At 66.5% G+C, this 16812-nt stretch carries 14 protein-coding genes; 5 read left to right on the top strand and 9 right to left on the bottom strand.

Annotated elements, in window-relative coordinates:
- Positions 1–240: 240 nt before the first annotated feature.
- Positions 241–558, top strand: a complete 318-nt coding sequence (locus TRAD_RS10320) for a metal-sensitive transcriptional regulator (protein WP_013178559.1) — start codon at positions 241–243, stop codon at positions 556–558.
- A 122-nt stretch (positions 559–680) separates the two neighbouring features.
- On the opposite strand, the gene TRAD_RS10315 is transcribed toward TRAD_RS10320, so the two are convergent.
- The 3 genes from TRAD_RS10315 to treZ all read right to left on the bottom strand — a co-directional run bounded on the left by TRAD_RS10315 (position 681) and on the right by treZ (position 6481).
- Positions 681–1823, bottom strand: a complete 1143-nt coding sequence (locus TRAD_RS10315) for an NHL repeat-containing protein (protein WP_013178558.1) — start codon at positions 1821–1823, stop codon at positions 681–683.
- A 219-nt stretch (positions 1824–2042) separates the two neighbouring features.
- Positions 2043–4703, bottom strand: coding sequence for a malto-oligosyltrehalose synthase (gene treY / locus TRAD_RS10310; RefSeq protein WP_013178557.1), 2661 nt, complete (start codon positions 4701–4703; stop codon positions 2043–2045).
- Positions 4700–6481, bottom strand: a complete 1782-nt coding sequence (gene treZ, locus TRAD_RS10305; protein WP_013178556.1) for a malto-oligosyltrehalose trehalohydrolase — start codon at positions 6479–6481, stop codon at positions 4700–4702. The genes treY and treZ overlap by 4 nt, the downstream gene beginning before the upstream one ends.
- A gap of 235 nt (positions 6482–6716) precedes the next feature.
- Between treZ and TRAD_RS10300 the strand changes: the two genes are divergently transcribed.
- Both TRAD_RS10300 and TRAD_RS10295 read left to right on the top strand, forming a co-directional pair.
- The gene (locus TRAD_RS10300) at positions 6717–7388 is read left to right on the top strand and encodes a histidine phosphatase family protein (RefSeq protein ID WP_013178555.1); all 672 of its coding nucleotides are present in this window, start codon (positions 6717–6719) and stop codon (positions 7386–7388) included.
- 31 nt (positions 7389–7419) lie between these two features.
- Entirely contained in the window at positions 7420–8139 is a 720-nt protein-coding gene (locus TRAD_RS10295) for a hypothetical protein (RefSeq protein WP_049773096.1), read from the top strand.
- Positions 8140–8286: 147 nt separating this feature from the next.
- Here TRAD_RS10295 and typA read toward each other — a convergent pair whose 3' ends face one another.
- From typA to hslV, 3 genes are all read right to left on the bottom strand, one after another.
- Positions 8287–10095, bottom strand: coding sequence for a translational GTPase TypA (gene typA / locus TRAD_RS10290; protein ID WP_013178553.1), 1809 nt, complete (start codon positions 10093–10095; stop codon positions 8287–8289).
- A gap of 139 nt (positions 10096–10234) precedes the next feature.
- Positions 10235–11515 (bottom strand): ATP-dependent protease ATPase subunit HslU, encoded by a 1281-nt coding sequence (gene hslU, locus TRAD_RS10285; RefSeq protein WP_013178552.1) that lies wholly within the window; start codon positions 11513–11515, stop codon positions 10235–10237.
- Positions 11515–12123 (bottom strand): ATP-dependent protease subunit HslV, encoded by a 609-nt coding sequence (hslV, locus tag TRAD_RS10280; protein WP_013178551.1) that lies wholly within the window; start codon positions 12121–12123, stop codon positions 11515–11517. Before hslV ends, hslU begins: the two co-directional genes overlap by 1 nt.
- Before the next feature lie 415 nt (positions 12124–12538).
- Here hslV and TRAD_RS10275 point away from each other — a divergent pair, with 415 nt between their 5' ends.
- Together TRAD_RS10275 and TRAD_RS10270 are read left to right on the top strand one after the other, a co-directional pair.
- The gene (locus tag TRAD_RS10275; RefSeq protein ID WP_013178550.1) at positions 12539–13729 is read left to right on the top strand and encodes a DUF4397 domain-containing protein; all 1191 of its coding nucleotides are present in this window, start codon (positions 12539–12541) and stop codon (positions 13727–13729) included.
- Positions 13730–13826: 97 nt separating this feature from the next.
- Positions 13827–14441: a thymidine kinase gene (locus tag TRAD_RS10270; protein ID WP_013178549.1), complete on the top strand. Its 615-nt coding sequence runs from the start codon at positions 13827–13829 to the stop codon at positions 14439–14441.
- A 6-nt stretch (positions 14442–14447) separates the two neighbouring features.
- Here TRAD_RS10270 and aspS read toward each other — a convergent pair whose 3' ends face one another.
- The 3 genes from aspS to TRAD_RS10255 all read right to left on the bottom strand — a co-directional run bounded on the left by aspS (position 14448) and on the right by TRAD_RS10255 (position 16811).
- Positions 14448–15755, bottom strand: a complete 1308-nt coding sequence (gene aspS, locus TRAD_RS10265; protein ID WP_013178548.1) for an aspartate--tRNA(Asn) ligase — start codon at positions 15753–15755, stop codon at positions 14448–14450.
- Positions 15756–15990: 235 nt separating this feature from the next.
- Positions 15991–16320 carry a heavy metal-binding domain-containing protein gene (locus TRAD_RS10260; protein WP_041947926.1) on the bottom strand — a complete coding sequence of 110 codons (330 nt, stop codon included), beginning with the start codon at positions 16318–16320 and terminating at the stop codon, positions 15991–15993.
- An 80-nt stretch (positions 16321–16400) separates the two neighbouring features.
- Positions 16401–16811: an NUDIX domain-containing protein gene (locus tag TRAD_RS10255; protein WP_013178546.1), complete on the bottom strand. Its 411-nt coding sequence runs from the start codon at positions 16809–16811 to the stop codon at positions 16401–16403.
- Between the last annotated feature and the right edge of the window lies 1 nt (position 16812).

Raw genomic sequence — 16812 nt, 5'->3', positions numbered from 1 at the left:
CACCCCAGGGGGGGTGGAAAGTGAAATCAGCATAAACCTACGGCGTGCAGACAAGGTGTTCCCGAGAACACGTAGGGGTCCTCTGGGCGTTGTGGCGAACCCTCAGCGGGAGGGCTCCGTGCTACACTTTAAAGGAGACGCACCCCCCCTGGGGTGGAAGGGGAAGTCATGCAGATACAGCCCAGCGTAAGACGCCTCCAGCTCCAGCGCCTTGGCGCAGCCCTCACGGACGGATAGCGGATGGAAACGGTGCCAGACCCGATGGTCGAGAAGGCCGACCCCTGCTTACACCTCGACCCTGCGACCCGCCAGGAGACCATTCGACGACTCAAGGGTGCCCATGGGCACCTCGCGGGCGTGCTGCGGATGCTCGAAGACCCTGACGTCTACTGTGTCGACGTCCTTAAACAGTTGAGCGCGGTGCAGGGGGCGCTCAGCAAGGTCAGCGACAAGGTGATGCGCGCGCACATCCGCGACCACGTGACCACCGCTGCGCTGCGCGGTGACGCGGACAAGATCGTCGAGGAGCTGATGGAGGCGCTTAAGTATAGCCGGTAGCGCTCCGCCCTAAGAACCTGGCACGCGCCCAAGCGGCACGCTGACGCCCCGGCGTAACGACCGGGGCGTCAGCGTCATTTGGATAACGTCACTCGGGTAGCGTCATTCGGCGGGGGGGTACTTTAGCGCTGCCAGGTGACCCTCCCCGTCAGACCCTCGAGCCGCACCAGAAGGCCGTCTTTGCCTTCGGCGCCGACCCCTGAGGTCGCCAGGTAGACCTCCGTAGGGGAGAGCGCGGCGGGACCGACGAGGGGCGCCTCGCTGCCGAGGTCGAAGCGTTTGTAGACGAGGCGTTGACCGCTCGGGCTATAGGTATAGAACTCCTTGAAGCGGCTGGGTTTTTCGTCTGCGCCCCAATCCGGGTTGGTCAGCGCGATGAAAGCGTTGCCCTGCGCGTCGGCATCGAGCCCGTCGAGGCGCAAGCCGATGGCGTCTTGCACGTCGCGCGTCCACACCCGAGCGCCGCGGCTGTTGTACTTGGTCAGCGTCGTGTACCACTCGTGGGGGTACTCCTCTTTGTTGGTCGCCACGTAGATTTCGTTTTCTCTGCCTACTGCAACCCTTTGAGGGTCGTCCGTGTAGGGTAAGGGCACGCTCCAAAGGGGGATGCCGTTGGGTTTATAGCGCGTCAATCTGTAAAAGATCGCCGCAGAGACCTCCTCAATCTCTGAAACGGTGTGGATAAAGCCGTTTGCCGACACGTCCAAGTCGAGGATGGCCTCGTCGATCAGTTTGCGCCAGACGAGGCTGCCATCGGGCCGGTAGCTGCGCAACTCGCGTGAGCGCGGCATAGAGACGTAGAGGGTGCCGTTTTTGTCGGCGGCAGCGGTCGCTGAAACCCACCTACCGAGGTCTGCTGCTAGGGTGCGCTCCCAGATCAGCGCACCAGTCCGGTCGTAACGCCCAAGGATAATGTCTCGCTGGGTATAGGGGCCGCCAAAGGGCGCGTACGTTTTGACGTAAACGACGTAGACAGAGCCCTCCGGACCGGCCGTGACCTCTTTGACCTCGGCCTCTTGCGGCAGGCGCTTGGTCCAGGGGATCGTCCCCTTCCGCGAGAACTTGACGAGGGCCTCACGGCCATTCCATAGACCCCCGATAAAGATGCCCTCCTCGCTGACGGCTAGATGACGCACCGTCTCCGCGCCGGGGGTTTTGGCGCCAAAAAGCGGGTCTACCGTGGTTACGGGGGTCTCGGAGAGGTTGCTGCAAGCGGTGACGAGGAGGAGAACGATTAAAAGGGTGGCGGAGCGGATGCGAGCCATAGTGACTCCTGCGTTGATAGGGGCAGGTCGCCCCACACGGTGGTGAGCGCTACGGAAGCACGCTCACCGCAAAACGCCACGCAAAGCCCCCTCCCTTCTCCCCGACATCGTGAAACGGCTAACTATGCGCGCGCAACCTTAAGCCCAGCTTAAGACGCCGCGGAGCGCCCCGCCCCACCTCCGCCTTAGGGGGTGGGTGCCCCGCGGCTTTTGCGCGCGTTACTGGCTCAGGAGCACGCCGAACGGCAGGGGGAGGTCGCCGAGCGTCAGCACCCCCCCCTCGAGCCGTTCGCTGGAGAGCAGCTCGAGCCAGTCGCGCTCGGCTAGCTCTTCGGGGAGCGTCACGCTCACGCCCGAGAGGTCGCGCGCTGCGGCGTGGCCCGGAAAACGCGTGACGAGCACCACGAGCGCCTTGCCACCCCCCTCGCGGGCGTAGGCGATGAGGTGCTCGGCGCCCTCGCCAGCAACCTCGAGCTCGCGGTAGCTGCCGCTAAAGAGCTCGGGGTGCTGCGCCCGCACGCGCAGCAAAAAGGCGCTCAAAAAGAGCTTGGCGCGTGGGTCCTGCGCCGCCATCCAGCCCCGCAAGGTGTCGGCGTCGGGGGCGGCGAGGTTCGCCTGCAGCGCATCGATCATCGCGCTGCGCACCTCGTAGTCGACCGGCCGGCGGTTGTCGGGGTCGACGAGCGAGAGGTCCAGGAGCTCGGTGCCCTGGTAGAAGTCGGGGACCCCTGGGGTGGTGAGCTTGAGGATGGTCTGCGCGAGGGTGTTGTGAAACCCGAGGCGCGCGACCTCGGCGGCGAGCGGTTCGATGATCGCCGCCGCTTCGGGGTCGCTGACAAGCTCGCGCACAAGCGTGCGCATCTCCTCTTCGTACTCGGTGTTTTGGTTGAGCCACGAGGTGCGCAGCTTGGCCTCGCGCATGGCTTTTTCCATGTAGCCGAGGAGCCGTTCGGTGAGCGTTTCGCGCTCCCTTTCGTCGGCGCCTTGCGGCCACAGGGCGACGAGCGTCTGGTAGAGGAGGTAGAGGTCGCTGCCCGGGGCGCTGCTCGTAAAGGGGGCGGTGCTCCGCGCGCGCCGGAGCGCCTGCGCGCGCTCGTGCACTCTGGTGACCGTCTCCTCCCAACGCTCGGACAGCTCGCTCAGCGCCACGAGGCGCATGCGCGTGTCCTCACCCCGCTTGTGGTCGTGGGTGGCGGTGGCGAGGAGGTTTTCGGGGTAGCGAAAAGCGCGAAAACGCGCGTGCGCGTGAAAGGCGTGCAGCGGCGTGGTGAAGTGCTCGGGTTCGCCCCCGACCTCGTTGCGCGCGATGTAGGGGACGTAGCGGTAAAAGGTGGTGTCCTCGATCCCCTTGGCGGTCACCGGCGCGGTGTACTGCTGAAAGCGCCCGACAAACGCCTTTCTGGCCTCCTCGAGCGCCTCGGGACCGGGCTCGAGCAAGCACCGCCGGATAAAGTCGTACACCGAAAGCTCGGTCGCCGGGTTGCGGCGTTTGGCCGCCTCGACCGCCTCGGTGATGATCTTCGCCGCCTCCTCGGGGTCGTGTGGCAAGTAGGTGCGGTAGCGCGGAAAAGCGGCGATAACCTCGGCGAGCGCCTCTTGGAGCGACGGCAGCGTAAAGTCGCGGGTGCGGTAGTCCGCTTCGGAGAGCCGGTCGAGCTCGTTGGCGAGCCGCGCCAGCTCGCCCGCTAGGCTCGTGTCCATCACCAAGCGTTTGGCGTCGTGGACCTCGTCGGCGTAGGGTTTGACCGTCCCCATGAAGCGGCGGTAGCTCCGCAGCAGCGGCTCCTCGCCGCCGGGGTAGGTGAGCACGCCCACGACGTCGTTCATAAACTCGTAGCCGGAGGTGCCCGCGGTGATCCACCCTTCGGGCAGCACCTCCCCCGACGCGAGGATCTTCTCGACCCAGGCTTTCTTGACCCCTAGCGCCTTGAGCCCCTCGAGGTACCCCTGCGGGTCGAAGAGCCCGTCGATGTGGTCGATGCGGACCCCCTCGAGGGCGTCGGAGGTGGCGAGCTCGCCGAGCAGCTTGTGCGACGCCCAGAAGACCTCGGGGTTCTCCATGTGGAGCGCGACGAGCTCGTTGATGTCGAAAAAGCGGCGGTAGTTGATCTCGAAACCGGCGGTCTGCCAGTGCGCGAGGCGGAAAAACTGCCGCTCCAAGAGCGCGTGCATCTCCTGAGGGGTGAGCGTGGGGAGCTGCAGCTCGAGCCGTTCGGCGAGCGCCGTGAGGCGCACCCGGAGCCCCTCGGCTTTCTCGACCTCGTGCGGCTCGAGCGCCTCGTAGGCCTCGAGGAGGTCTTTAAGGTCGAAGTAGGCGTCGGTGCGCTCGAAAAGCGGCAGGAGCTTCTCCAAGATGACCGGGTAGGTCGCTGGGGAGAGCGCGAAGCGGTTGTCGAAGTAGGTGAGGTAGAAGCGGCCACCCGCGTACGCGAGGCCGAAGCCGCCCTCGTCGATGACCTGGCCGTAGGGTGCGCCCAAAAAGGGCAGCAGCACCTTGTTCTTGAGTTCGGGTTTGAGGGGGTTCCAGTCGATGTCGAAAAGCCCTGCGTGCGGCGCGTGGGGGCCGTAGGCGAGCACGTCGTGCCAGAGCACGTTGCGCGGACCCACGCCGGCATGGTTGGGGACGAAGTCGAGGATCAGCCGCAGGCCGTGCGCCAGCGCCTCCTGCATGAGCTGCTCGAGGCCCTCGCGCCCGCCGAACGCCTCGCGCACGCGGTTGTGGTCGATGACGTCGTAGCCGTGCGTGCTGCCTAGGCGCGCTTCGGTGATAGGGGAGAGGTAGAGGTGGCTGACACCCAGCTTCTGAAAGTAGGGCAGAAGCCGCCGCACGTCCTCGAAGGTGAATTCGGGGGTGAGCTGCAGCCGGTAGGAGGCGTTCACGCGCGCACCTCGACGATGGCGGCGCCCGGCGTGGGGAAGTGCACGGCGTCCTCTGCAAAGGTCGGTTCGCGGCCGCCCTGGGCGTAGCGCGCCGACTCGGTCACGAGCCGCACCCGCGCCTCGCCCGTCAGCGGCAGGGTCGTGCCGCCCTGAAAAGCGAGCAGCAAGGTGAAAGGACCGCGCCGCGCCACGAGCCCTTCGTCGGTCACGTGCACGATGTCGATGTCCCCCGAGAGCTCGCGGCGCAGCGCCAAGAGGTCGCGGTAGAGCGCCAGGACGCCCGCGTGCGCCTCTTTGTCCAGTTCACCCCAGTCGAGCTTGCTCCGCAGAAAGCTCCTTTCGTCCTGCGGGTCGGGGACGTCGCCCTGGAAGGCGGGGAAGTCTTTAAACTCCTCCTTGCGCCCCTCGCTCACCAGTTTGCCGAGCTCGGGGTTGTGGTCGGTAAAGTAGAGAAAGGGGGTCTTGGTGGCCCACTCCTGACCCTGAAAGAGCAGCGGCAGCTGCGGCGCGAAGAGCAGCAGCGCGCTCGCCGCGCGGTAGGCGTCGAGCGAGACGTCGTCTGTCAGGCGGTTGCCCTGCGGGCGGTTGCCGACTTGGTCGTGGTTTTGAATGCAAAGGACGAAGTTCTCAGGTTTGAGGCCGTCCGTGGAGGTGCCGCGCGGCCCGCCCCAATGGGCCGAGTGCTGGCCGGTGTAGAACCACCCCTGCTGGAGGGTCGTGGCGATGTCTTGCATCTTGCCCGTAAAGTCGGCGTAGTAGGCGTGGCGGTCGCCGGCGAGGTGGCGCCGCACGAGGTGGTGGAAGTCGTCCGCCCAGATGCCGTCTAAGCCGTAGCCGCCCCGCTCGCGCGGTTCGACGAGCGCGCGCATGTTGCGCGGGTCTTCGGCAATCAGCAGGCGCCGCCAACCGGGGACGCTTGATACGACCTCCGCGAGCTCGGCCAGAAAGTGCTTCGGCGAGTCGTCGACGAGCGCGAAGGTGGCGTCGAGGCGAAAGCCGTCAAGGTGGAACTCGCGAAGCCAGTAGACGGCGTTCTCGAGGAAAAACGCCCGCACCGCCGCCGATCCCTCGTCGTCTAGGTTGATCGCCTGACCCCAGGGGGTGTGGTGATGGGCGGTGAACATCTGCGGGTTGAGCCCCACGACGTAGGCGCCGTCGGGGCCGAAGTGGTTGTACACGACGTCTAGGTAGACCGCCAACCCGAGGCGGTGCGCTTCGTCGACGAAGCGCCTAAGGTCGTCGGGGCGGCCGTAGGGGTGCGCGGGGGCGAACTGCGCCGCCGGGTCGTAGCCCCAGTTGCGCTCCCCCGGAAAGGCAGCCACCGGCAGGAGCTCGACGGCGGTGACGCCGAGCTCTTTTAAGTAGGGCAGTTTGGCCCGCGCCGCCTCGTAGGTCCCCTCGGGCGTAAAGGTGCCGACGTGCAGCTCGTAAAACACCAGGTCTTGGTGCGGCACCCCCGCCCAACCCGCGTCCTGCCAGTTGTACGCGTGAGGGTCGATCACCTCGGAGGGGCCGTGTACCCCTTTGGGTTGAAACCTCGAGGCGGGGTCGGGGTAGAGCGTGTCCCCCCCGTCCATCCGGTAGCGGTAGCGCGCCCCGGGTTGGAGCCCCGCGATAAACGCCTCGAAAAGCCCCCCCTCTTGGCGCGTCATGTCGTAGAGCTTGCTCTGACCGCCCCCGTCTTCGACGACGAGCTCCATGCGCTGAGCGATGGGTGAGACCACCCGGAAGCGCACGCCCCCCGGTTCGACGGTGGCACCTAAAAACGGGTACTGCATAACGTCACCCCTTTAAACGGTGTGTAAAAGGCTCGAGCTATGAGCGGCTCTCAATGAGCGAGATCGTTGCGGACAGACTCACCAAAAGGGCGTCCGCGACTCACCGTTTTAGAGTATACGGGCCGCACGAACCGCACAAACGTCGGTTGGGCTCTTTTGATGGGTAAGCGCTTTGCGTCGGCGACGCCGCAAACGCCAAAACGCCAGCTGCCGCCGTGCTAAACTGGCTTTTGGCATGCGCCAGCTCTCCCTCATTCGTCACGCTGAGACCCACTGGAACCTCGAAGGCCGCGTTCAGGGCCACAGCGACGTTCCCCTCTCCGCGCGGGGGCGGCGTCAAGCCGAGGCGCTGCGGGGGCGCTTTCAGGGAGCCGAGATCGTGGTCTACTCGAGCCCGCTCGTACGCGCCCTGCAGACGGCCGAGCTAGCCTTTCCGGGGCGTGCGATCGTGCGCGACGCGCGCCTGAAAGAGGTCCACTTCGGCCACTTCGAGGGGCGCACGCTCGCCGAGCGCCTCGCGTCGCCCCACTGGACGGCGTGGTCGCAAAACGCCTTTGCGGAGCGGGCGCCGGGGGGGGAGTCCTACGGGGAGCTGCGCGCGCGCGCGGTCGCGTGGCTTCAAAGTCTCCCCGAGGTGCCCCACATCGTCGCCGTGACGCATTCGGGTACCATCCAGATGCTCCTCAGCTACGTCCTCGGTGTCGAGCACCCGCGCTGGCGCAAGCGGTTTCACCTGAGACACACGGGCGTCACCTGTCTGGTGTTTCGTGACGGCGAATTTCTCATCGAGCGGGTCAACGACTTCGGGCATCTTCAGAGTGCCGAGCTCGAGGGGGCGCCCGTGGCGCTAGAGGCGGCCGACGCGTTTGGCGAGAGCGAAGCGCAGAGCGTGTGCCGTGAACCCTGAGGCGGCTGCGCCTGCCCCGCAACGCTTTCACGTGGTGACCCCCGTTTTCGAGGGGAGTGTGGGGGAGCTGGCGCACGCGCTGCGCACGGGCAAGCTCGCCCCCGAAGCGCTCGACGTGCTCGCGCTGGTCGAAAGCTACCTGGCCTTTTACAGCGAGCTGCGCCGCGACCTCGAAGTGGCCACCGAGACGCTGCCGGCGCTCGCCCGCATCGTCGAGCTCAAGCTGCGCCTGCTGCTGCCGCGCCCCCCCCAGACCTCCGACGCGGGCGAAACGGTCCCTAGCGACGTCCTCGAGACGGTGCTGGCGCTAGAGGCCTTTGAGGAGGCGGTCGACTTTCTCCGCAGCCGCCGCGAGGCGCAGGCGCGCGTGCTGCCGGCGCGCGCCCCGAGCCCGACGTACCCACGCCGCACCCGCCCGCTCGCGCCGAAGCTGAGCCGTTTGGCCGAATTCGCCACCCGCCACCGCGCGGTGGCGTACTTCGAGCTCGCCATCGAGCGCCTGACGCTCCCCGTGGCGATGGCGCGGCTGCGCGACGGGTTGCGCCGCCTGCGCCGCGCACCCCTGGTGGCGCTCATGGGCGCGCGCGACTGGCCCACCGTGGTGGTCGGGTTTAGCGCGCTGCTCGAACTCGTCAAAGAGGGGGAGGTGCGCGCGGAGCAGGGGGAGCGCTACGGAGAGATCTGGCTCGAGGCCGCCTCAGAGGCTACAGAGGATACGCGCGAGCTCGCCCTGCGCACCGAGGTGTGTTAGGGGTGTCATTAGGGGTGTCAGAGCTGCGACGCGCGTCACCAACGCAGCCGACGCACGAACGGAGCGGGGCGCTTTGCGGGCGCCCCGCTCACGCTAGACACGTTGACGCCAGGGGTTTGGTGGGTCGAGCCGACTAAATGAAATGGACTAAATACCCGCGGTGACCTTCTCCTCACGCTTACGCAAGCTGGGGTCGAGGATGCGTTTGCGGAGCCGGATGCTCTTCGGGGTGACCTCTAAGAGCTCGTCGTCGGCGATGTACTCCAGGGCCTCCTCGAGGGTGAGCTTTTTGGGCGGCGTCAGGGTGATGTTGTCGTCGGCGGTCGCCGCGCGCACGTTGGTGAGCTTTTTGTTCTTCGTGACGTTGACGTTGAGGTCCCCTGCGCGCGCGTTCGCCCCGACGATCATCCCGACGTACACCTCGGTGCCGGGGTCGATAAAGAAGACCCCGCGGTCTTGGAGCTTAAAGATCGCGTAGGCAAACGCCTCGCCCGCCTCCATCGCCACCAAAGACCCGTTCAGGCGCGTTTTAAGGCCGCCCACGCTCTTTTCATAGCCGTCAAAGGTGTGGTTTAAAAGCCCTTCGCCCTGGGTCATCGACAAAAAGTGCGTGCGGTAACCAAACAGCGCGCGGCTAGGGATCGAGAACTCGAGCCGCGCCCGACCCGCCTCCTGGGTGAGGTTTACGAGCGTGCCGCGGCGGCTCGAGAGCGACTCCATCACGCTCCCCATGGCCGCTTCGGGAACGTCGGCGACGACGTGCTCAAAGGGCTCCAGCAGCACGCCGTCAAGCTCTTTCATGATCACTTCGGGGCGCGACACCGAAAACTCGTACCCCTCGCGGCGCATCTGTTCGATGAGGATGCTTAGGTGCAGCTCGCCGCGCCCGGAGACCCGGTAGCTCTCGCCGCCGAGCTCCTCGACGCGCAACGCGACGTTGGTCAGCAGCTCGCGCTCGAGGCGCTCTTTGATGTGGCGGCTGGTGACGAACTTCCCCTCTTTGCCGGCGAGTGGGCTCGTGTTGGGGCTAAAGGTGACTGAGACCGTGGGTTCGTCGACCGAGACGGCGGGGAGCGCTTCGGGTGCGTCGGGGTGCGTCAGGGTGTCGCCGATCTGCACCTCTTCGACACCGGTCAGCGCGACGATGTCGCCCGCGAGCGCCTCCTCAACCTCGACGCGCTCGAGCCCCAAGTGGGTGTAGAGCTTGGTGACGCGGGCGCGCACGCTCTCGCCGCCGCGCATGAGGCGCAGCACCCCCTCGCCCTTACGCACCCGCCCGCGCCGCACCCGTCCGATGGCGATGCGGCCCAGGTAGTCCGAGTAGTCGAGGTTGGTCACCTGCAGCTGAAAGGGCGCCTCGGTGTCGGCTGCGGCCGCCGGGATGTGCTGCAAAATCGTCTCGAAGAGCGGTGTGAGGTCGTCGCCGGGGGTGTCGAGCTCGAGCCAGGCCCGCCCCTCGCGGGCGACCGCGTAGACGATCGGGAAGTCGAGCTGCTCGTCGCTAGCGCCGAGCTCGACCATGAGGTCAAAGGTCAGATTGATGACCTCGTCGGGCCGCGCGTCTTTGCGGTCGATCTTGTTGACCACAACGACCGGTTTGAGGCCGCGCGCGAGCGCTTTGCGCAGCACGAAGCGGGTCTGTGGCATTGGGCCTTCGGCGGCGTCGACGAGCAGCAATACGCCGTCGACCATTCCCAGCGCCCGCTCGACCTCGCCGCCGAAGTCGGCGTGGCCGGGTGTGTCGACGATGTTGATCTTAACGCCCCGCCAGGTGACGGCGGTGTTTTTGGCCAAGATGGTGATGCCGCGTTCGCGCTCTAGGTCGTTTGAGTCCATCACCCGCTCGGCGACGAGTTGGTTGTCGCGGAAGATGTGCGACTGCTTAAGCATGCCGTCGACGAGCGTGGTCTTGCCGTGGTCGACGTGCGCAACGATAGCGATGTTTCGGTAGTCCATAGTGCGTCCTAAGGGGGGTGAGCGTGCTGAAAGGTGAGCGGGTGCTCGGGGCAAGGTATGGGGGCGCCCAGAGGGCGCCCCCGCCAAGGGTCTACTATACACGCTCTAGACGCCTCAAAGGAGCCCGAGCCGACGAAGCCTAGAGCACGTAGCGCGATAGGTCCTCGTCCGAGGCGATGTCCTCGAGCTTTTTCTCGACGTAGGCGCGGTCGATGACCACGTCGCCTAAGTTGGTCGCGAACGACACGTCCTCCAAGACGGTCTCTAAAACCGTGTGGAGCCGCCGCGCGCCGATGTCCTCGACGTCGGCGTTGACGCGCGCGCTGTACTCGGCGATGGCCTCGATGCCCGAGTCGTCGAAGCGCAGCCGCGTGCCGTCGACCTTGAGGAGCTCGGTGTACTGCTTGGTGAGCGAGTACTGGGGTTTGGTCAAGATCAGCTGGAAGTCGCTCGCGGAGAGCTCCTCGAGCTCGACCCGGATGGGGAAGCGCCCCTGCAGCTCGGGGATGAGGTCCGAGGGTTTCGAGGCGGTAAAGGCGCCCGCGGCGATAAAGAGCACGTGATCGGTCTTGACCTGGCCGTAACGGGTGTTGACCTGCGTCCCCTCGACGATGGGCAGCAAGTCGCGCTGCACCCCCTCGCCGGAGACGTCGGGGCCGCTCGTGTTGTCGCTGCCCGTGACCTTGTCGATCTCGTCGATAAAGATGATCCCCGAGTTTTCCGCCCTGGAGATCGCCTCGCGGGAGACCTCATCGTGGTCGATGAGCTTTTCCGCCTCCTCGCCGCGGAGCGCCTCGCGCGCCTCGCGCACGGTGGTCTTGCGCCGCACCCGCCGTTTGGGCAGAAGGTTCGACATCATCTCCTGGAGGTTAAGGCCCATCTCCTCCATACCGGGCATCATCATCTGCTGCGGGCGCTCGTCTTTGACTTCGATCTCGATGCTGCGGTCCTCGAGCTTGCCCGCCTCTAAAAGCTCGCGCATCTTCGCGCGCCCCTCCTCGGTGCCGCCCGGCAAGAGGGCGTCTAGAAGGTGCTCCTCGGCGTTTTTGGCGGCGCGCTCGCTGACGCGTTCTAGCTGCTCCTCTTGCACCATGACGTAGCTCGCCTGCACGAGGTCGCGGACCATCGATTCGACGTCGCGGCCGACATACCCCGTTTCGGTAAATTTGGTCGCCTCGACCTTGACAAAGGGCGCTCTAGCGAGCCGCGCGAGGCGCCGCGCGATCTCCGTTTTGCCGACCCCCGTGGGGCCGATCATCAGGATGTTTTTGGGGGTCACCTCGCGTTGGATCTCGCCCGCGAGCTGCCGCCGGCGAAAGTGGTTGCGCAGCGCCACCGCTACCGAGCGTTTGGCTTTGTGCTGGCCGATGATGTACTTGTCGAGCTCCTCGACGATCTCTAAGGGGGTCAGGTTGAGCATCACGCGTCCTCTTGGGTGGCGGTTTGCGAGCGGGCGGCGCCCTGCAGGACCGCTTCGTCGCTTTCGTCGGTGTCTTGCGTGTCGGGCACCTTGAGCACGGTCGCCGTACCGCTCGTGTAGATGTCGATGTCGGCGGCGATCAGGAGGGCGGTCTCGGCGATCTCGGCGGCGCTCATGTCGCTGTGGCGTAAAAGGGCGGTGGCCGCGGCCTGGGCGTAGGCGCCCCCCGAACCGACGGCGGCGATGGGTTCGTCGGGGGCGATGACGTCGCCCGCGCCGGAAAGCGTGAGGATCTGCTCGGCGTCGGCGACGATGAGCATGGCCTCGAGGTTGCGCAGCATCCGGTCGGTGCGCCACTCCTTGACGGTCTCGACCGCCGCGCGCATGAGGTTGCCGCGGTACGTCGACAGGTACCCCTCGAACTTCTCGAGCAGGGTGAACGCGTCCGAAACGGCGCCCGCAAAACCGGTGATGACGCGCCCGTCCATGAGGCTGCGTACCTTGGTAGCACCCTTTTTCACGATGGTGTCGCCCAAGGTGACTTGGCCGTCGCCGGCAATCGCCGTGACGCCGTCTTTATGCACCGCGACGATGGTAGTGCCGTGCATGCGCGGTGCGGAACGTGGAGAGTCTTGCATACAGGCGCAATCGTAACAGGCTACGTCTGGAGAGATGTAAGGCAGCTTTCTTGCTACGGACGCTGTAAGCTTTTCTCTCAACGGTTTTTGCAAGACCTTATCGTTCGGGGCGACCGGCGCCCCCACCCGCCCACGGCTCTGTGACGCTCTACGCCACAACGTAGCACGGTCATGCATCACGAATAAGTATCAGCACGTTAGTGCGCTTCTCATGCTCTTTCCCAAAGGCAACTGACTTCCTCATACAGGTAGCGTCCCTGAGTAGGGTTTTGCGCGCCCCACGGCCAAGATGTGCGTCCGATGTGAAAGCCCCTCATCGCAACTGTGTTGTGGACGAAAGTCTGCTGGTGTGACATCCGGCACCATCGGGTAAGAGGAGGCAACTATGAGAAAGCTTATTCAAGCAACGGCCGCTTCGTCGCTTTTAGCGTTCGCGGTGGCGCAGCAAGACCCCGCCGAGACGGCTTTCGTCCGCGTCGCGCACCTCTCGCCGAACGCGCCGGCAGTTAACGTGGAGCTGGGGGGCGGCGGTCTACTCGGCGGCAACGACGCTGCAGCCGACGCCGACGCGCTCTCGAACATCGAATACCGCGACGTCACGGACTACGTCGCCGTCGCAGCGGGCGACTACGACGTGGTGGTGTCGACGGAAGGGGGCGCGTTCCAAGAAAACCTCAACTTCGCTGCTGGCGGCTACTACACGATCGCGGCGATGGGCCTTGTGGCGCCCGGCGGCCTCGATCAGACCGCGGCGCCCGATGACGGCGGGTTCTTGGGCTTTGGCGGCACGGGTGACGTGCTCGGCTTCCGCCTCGAGGTGCTCGAAGAGGACGTCACGACCCTGACGGCGCTGCAGCCCGCCGACCCCGCCTTGCAACCCATCGATCCCGCGACGGGCCAAGCCACCGACCCCGAAACCGGTCAGCCGGTCGACCCCGTGACGGGACAACCCGTCGACCCCGCGACGGGTGCTGCCGACCCCGCTGCGCAACCCACACAACCCGCTGACCCGGCGGCGCAACCCGCTGACCCCGCCGCGACGACCGGCACGGTCGCCGACCCCGCGCTGCAGCAGCTTGTGACGGTGCGCTTGGTACACGCCGCGCCCGGGGTAGCGCAGGTGTCGCTCGTCAACGTTGGCGCCGCCGCCGACGCGACCGCTGGTGACGCCGCCGCGACGGACGACGTCAACGTGCTGATCGGCAACGTCCCCTTCGGCGACGTGAGCAACTATAACGACCTCGACCCGGCGCAGACCGCGGGTCTCGAGCTCCGCATCGAGGAGTCGCCGGCCGCCGCGATCAGCCTCGCCGACTCGCAGCTCGACGTCAACACCGTCTACACGATGTTCGTTATCGGGACGCCGCTCGAAGCGGAGCCGCTCGAGGTGCTGCTCGTCGGGACGACGCTGCAAGGGGCGCAGCAAGAGCCAGCTGACGACCAGCAGGACCAAGACCAGCAAGACCAGCAGCAGGGTCAGCAACAAGACCAGCAGGATCAAGCTGGCGCGCAAGACGAACAAGATCAGCAGGGTCAGCAAGACCAGCAGGACGACCAGGACAACCAGGGCAACTAAGCTTCTCTTTAAAGGAGGCACCCCGCGGCAACGCGGGGTGTTCTGTTTGGTCCGCGCGCCGCTCCAGGCCGCGCGGCCTTCTGCGGTAGAGTGCCCTATGCTGTTTCACCCTTTCCGCGGAGGTTTTCTCGAGCTCATCGTCGGCCCCATGTTCTCCGGCAAGTCCGAAGAACTCATCCGCCGCGTCACGCGCGCCTTTATCGCCAAGCAGCGGGTGCAGGTATTCAAACCCGCGCTTGACGGGCGCTACCACGCGCAGGCGGTCGCGTCGCACAACGGGCGCACGCTCGAAGCGCTCGCCGTTAGCGACGTGGAGGAGATGCGCGCGGCGCTCTCGGAGGCGGTGCAGGTTGTCGCTATCGACGAGGGGCAGTTTCTCTCGGCGGCGCTCGTCGGTTTTGCCTGCGACCTCGCCGAAAGCGGCAAGCGGGTGATGATCGCCGGGCTCGACCTCGACTTTCGCGCTGAACCCTTTGGACCCATGCCGGAGCTTTTGTCGCGCGCCGAATCGGTCACCAAGCTCACCGCCGTGTGTGTCCGCTGCGGCGCCCCGGCGACCCGCACGCAGCGGCTCATCGGGGGGCATCCGGCGCACTACGATGACCCCGTCATCCTCGTCGGCGCAGCGGAGGCGTACGAGCCGCGCTGCCGCGCCTGTCACCGCGTCCCGCGCGCGGAGCGCCTGACGCCGCTCTTCGCCGAGTCCCGCTAGGGGGACCTAGGGGTGCAAGCGGCTGCCGTCGCGGGGGAAAGCCCGCGCAAAGCGCACGTTGGCGATACCCAAAAGGAGCGCGGTGAGCCGCTCGGCGCCGATGGCGAAACCGCCGTGGGGGGGCATCCCATACTTAAAGACCTCGAGGTAGCCGCGAAACGCCTCCGGGTCGAGGTTGCGCGCGCGAAGCTGCGCGATGAGCGTCCCGTACTCGTGGACGCGCTGCCCCCCCGAGGTGATCTCGACGCCGCGGAAGAGGAGGTCGAAGCCGCGGGTGAGCCCGTCGTCGGTCGGATAGGTGTAAAAGGGGCGCGCGGCCTGCGGGTAGTTGGTGACAAAGACGAAGTCCGACCCCCGCTCCTCTTTGGCCCAGCGCCCGACGAGCCGCTCGGCTTCGGGGTCGAGGTCTTTACCGCCCGTCTGGTGGCCGTAACGCTCGCGCACCAACGCGCGCGCTTCAAGGAGCGTCAGGCGCGGAAAGGGCGCGCTGAGGTCCGGCGCCGCGGCCCCCAGCAGCGCGAACTCCGGCGCGCAGCGCTCGGCGACGTCGCGCATCATGGCCTTGAGCAGGCGCTCCTCGAGCGCCATGACGTCCTCGTCGGAGTCGATAAACCCCAACTCGACGTCGAGCGACAGGTACTCCGAGAGGTGCCTGGAGGTGTGCGACAGCTCGGCCCTATAGACCGGCGCGACCTCGAAGACCCGTTCGAACACGCCGACCATGATCTGTTTGTAGAGCTGCGGCGACTGTGCCAAGTAGGCGCGCTTGCCGTAGTAGTCGACCTCGAAAAGGGCCGCGCCCCCTTCTGCGCCGGCGGCGACGAGCTTGGGCGTAAAGATCTCGGTAAAGCCCTCCGCGCTCAACACCTCCCGAAAAGCGCGCACGAGCTCCGCTTGCACCTTGAGCGCCGCGCGCGCCTTGGGGCTCCGCAAGGAGACGTGGCGGTACTCCAAGAGCGTGTCGGGGTTGACGTGCCACGCCTCTTTGGGGATCTCGATGGGGGGGGGTTCGGCCGCGTTGGTGATGAGCTCGAGCGCCTCGGCGTGCACCTCCAGACCGCCCGGGGCTTTGGGGCTCTCGGCGACCCGACCGGTGACCCGCACGCACGACTCGGCGAGCGGCAGCTCGGTTTTGCCGAAGACGCACTGCACCACGCCGCTCCGGTCGCGCAGCAGCAGAAAACGGATGCCGCCCAGGTCGCGGCGGCTGTAGACCCAACCCTGCAGCGTCACCGTCTGCCCTAGTGCCTCGGGCAGGTCGCTGATGAGGTGGCGCTGAAGGGGTTCGGCGGGTGGGGTAGGGGGTGTGCTCATAGGTCTCCTCGTCGCGGCTTCGCCGGGGTGCCGTGACGCCGCGCCACGAAAAAACCCCGAGGGGTAGCCTCGGGGTAGCGACGTCGGCCTTCTCGACGCTTAAGCCCCGAGCCTCCTGCGGTCGTTATTGCGGCGCGCGCGTTGGGGGGAGCGGGGGGGCGTCATTGCGGGGTATCGTAGCAGGGCCGTGCGCGAAAGTCAACGAGCGGTGACCAGCCGGTCCCGGTGAGCTTCCCTAGTAAGCGATCGTGACGGCGGTGCCGCTCGCGCACACCATGAGCATCCCGCTGCCGTCGCGTAGGGAGATGTTTTCGTAGCCGATGGCCACGCTGATCACCGCGTTGGCGCCGAGCCGCCGCGCCTCCTCCTCCATCTCCCGCAGCGCGATCGCTTTGGCTTTGCGTAGCGCCTTTTCGTAGGCGCCGCTGCGCCCGCCGACGATGTCGCGGATGCCGGCGAAGATGTCGCGGAAGATGTTCGTTCCCATGATCGCTTCGCCGCTCACGACCCCGTGATAGGCCGCGATGCGAAGGCCCTCTAGGTGCGGGGTGGTGGTGACAAGGATGGTTTCGCGCTTTTTCAGAGCTTGCCCGAGCATGACCTACCATACCCGAGTCGCGTGGCCTAGGGTGAAGGTGGGGATGCTTAGCGGGAGAGGGCGAGCCGAACCGCCGCGGCGAGTTTGGCGAGGGGGGTGCGCGCGGCGAACGCCTCCGGCGTGAGCCACGCGTACGCGTCGTGTTCGGCGCTCAGAGTGACCTCGCCGCAGCGGTAGTCGGCAGCGTAGACAAGGACGATCATCGGATGATCCAGGCGCGTCGCGGTGTAGGCGGTCAGCGGGCGCGCCTCGAACGCGACCCTGAGCCCGCACTCCTCGCGGACTTCGCGTCGGGCTGTCTCGAGGGGGTCTTCACCCGCTTCAACGCGCCCCGAAAGCGTCTCCCAGAGCCCCGCCCCGGCGTCTTTGGTGCGCGCGCGGCGCATGGCGAGCACCGTGCCCTCGCGGCGAATCACGACGGCGACCGCGGCGACGAAAAGGGGCGGGGGGGCGTCCAAA

It is taken from the genome of Truepera radiovictrix DSM 17093 (assembly GCF_000092425.1).
GTDB classification, from domain to species: Bacteria; Deinococcota; Deinococci; order Deinococcales; family Trueperaceae; genus Truepera; species Truepera radiovictrix.
Note: the sequence above shows the minus strand (reverse complement) of the source record. Positions and strands in the feature narration are given on the sequence as shown.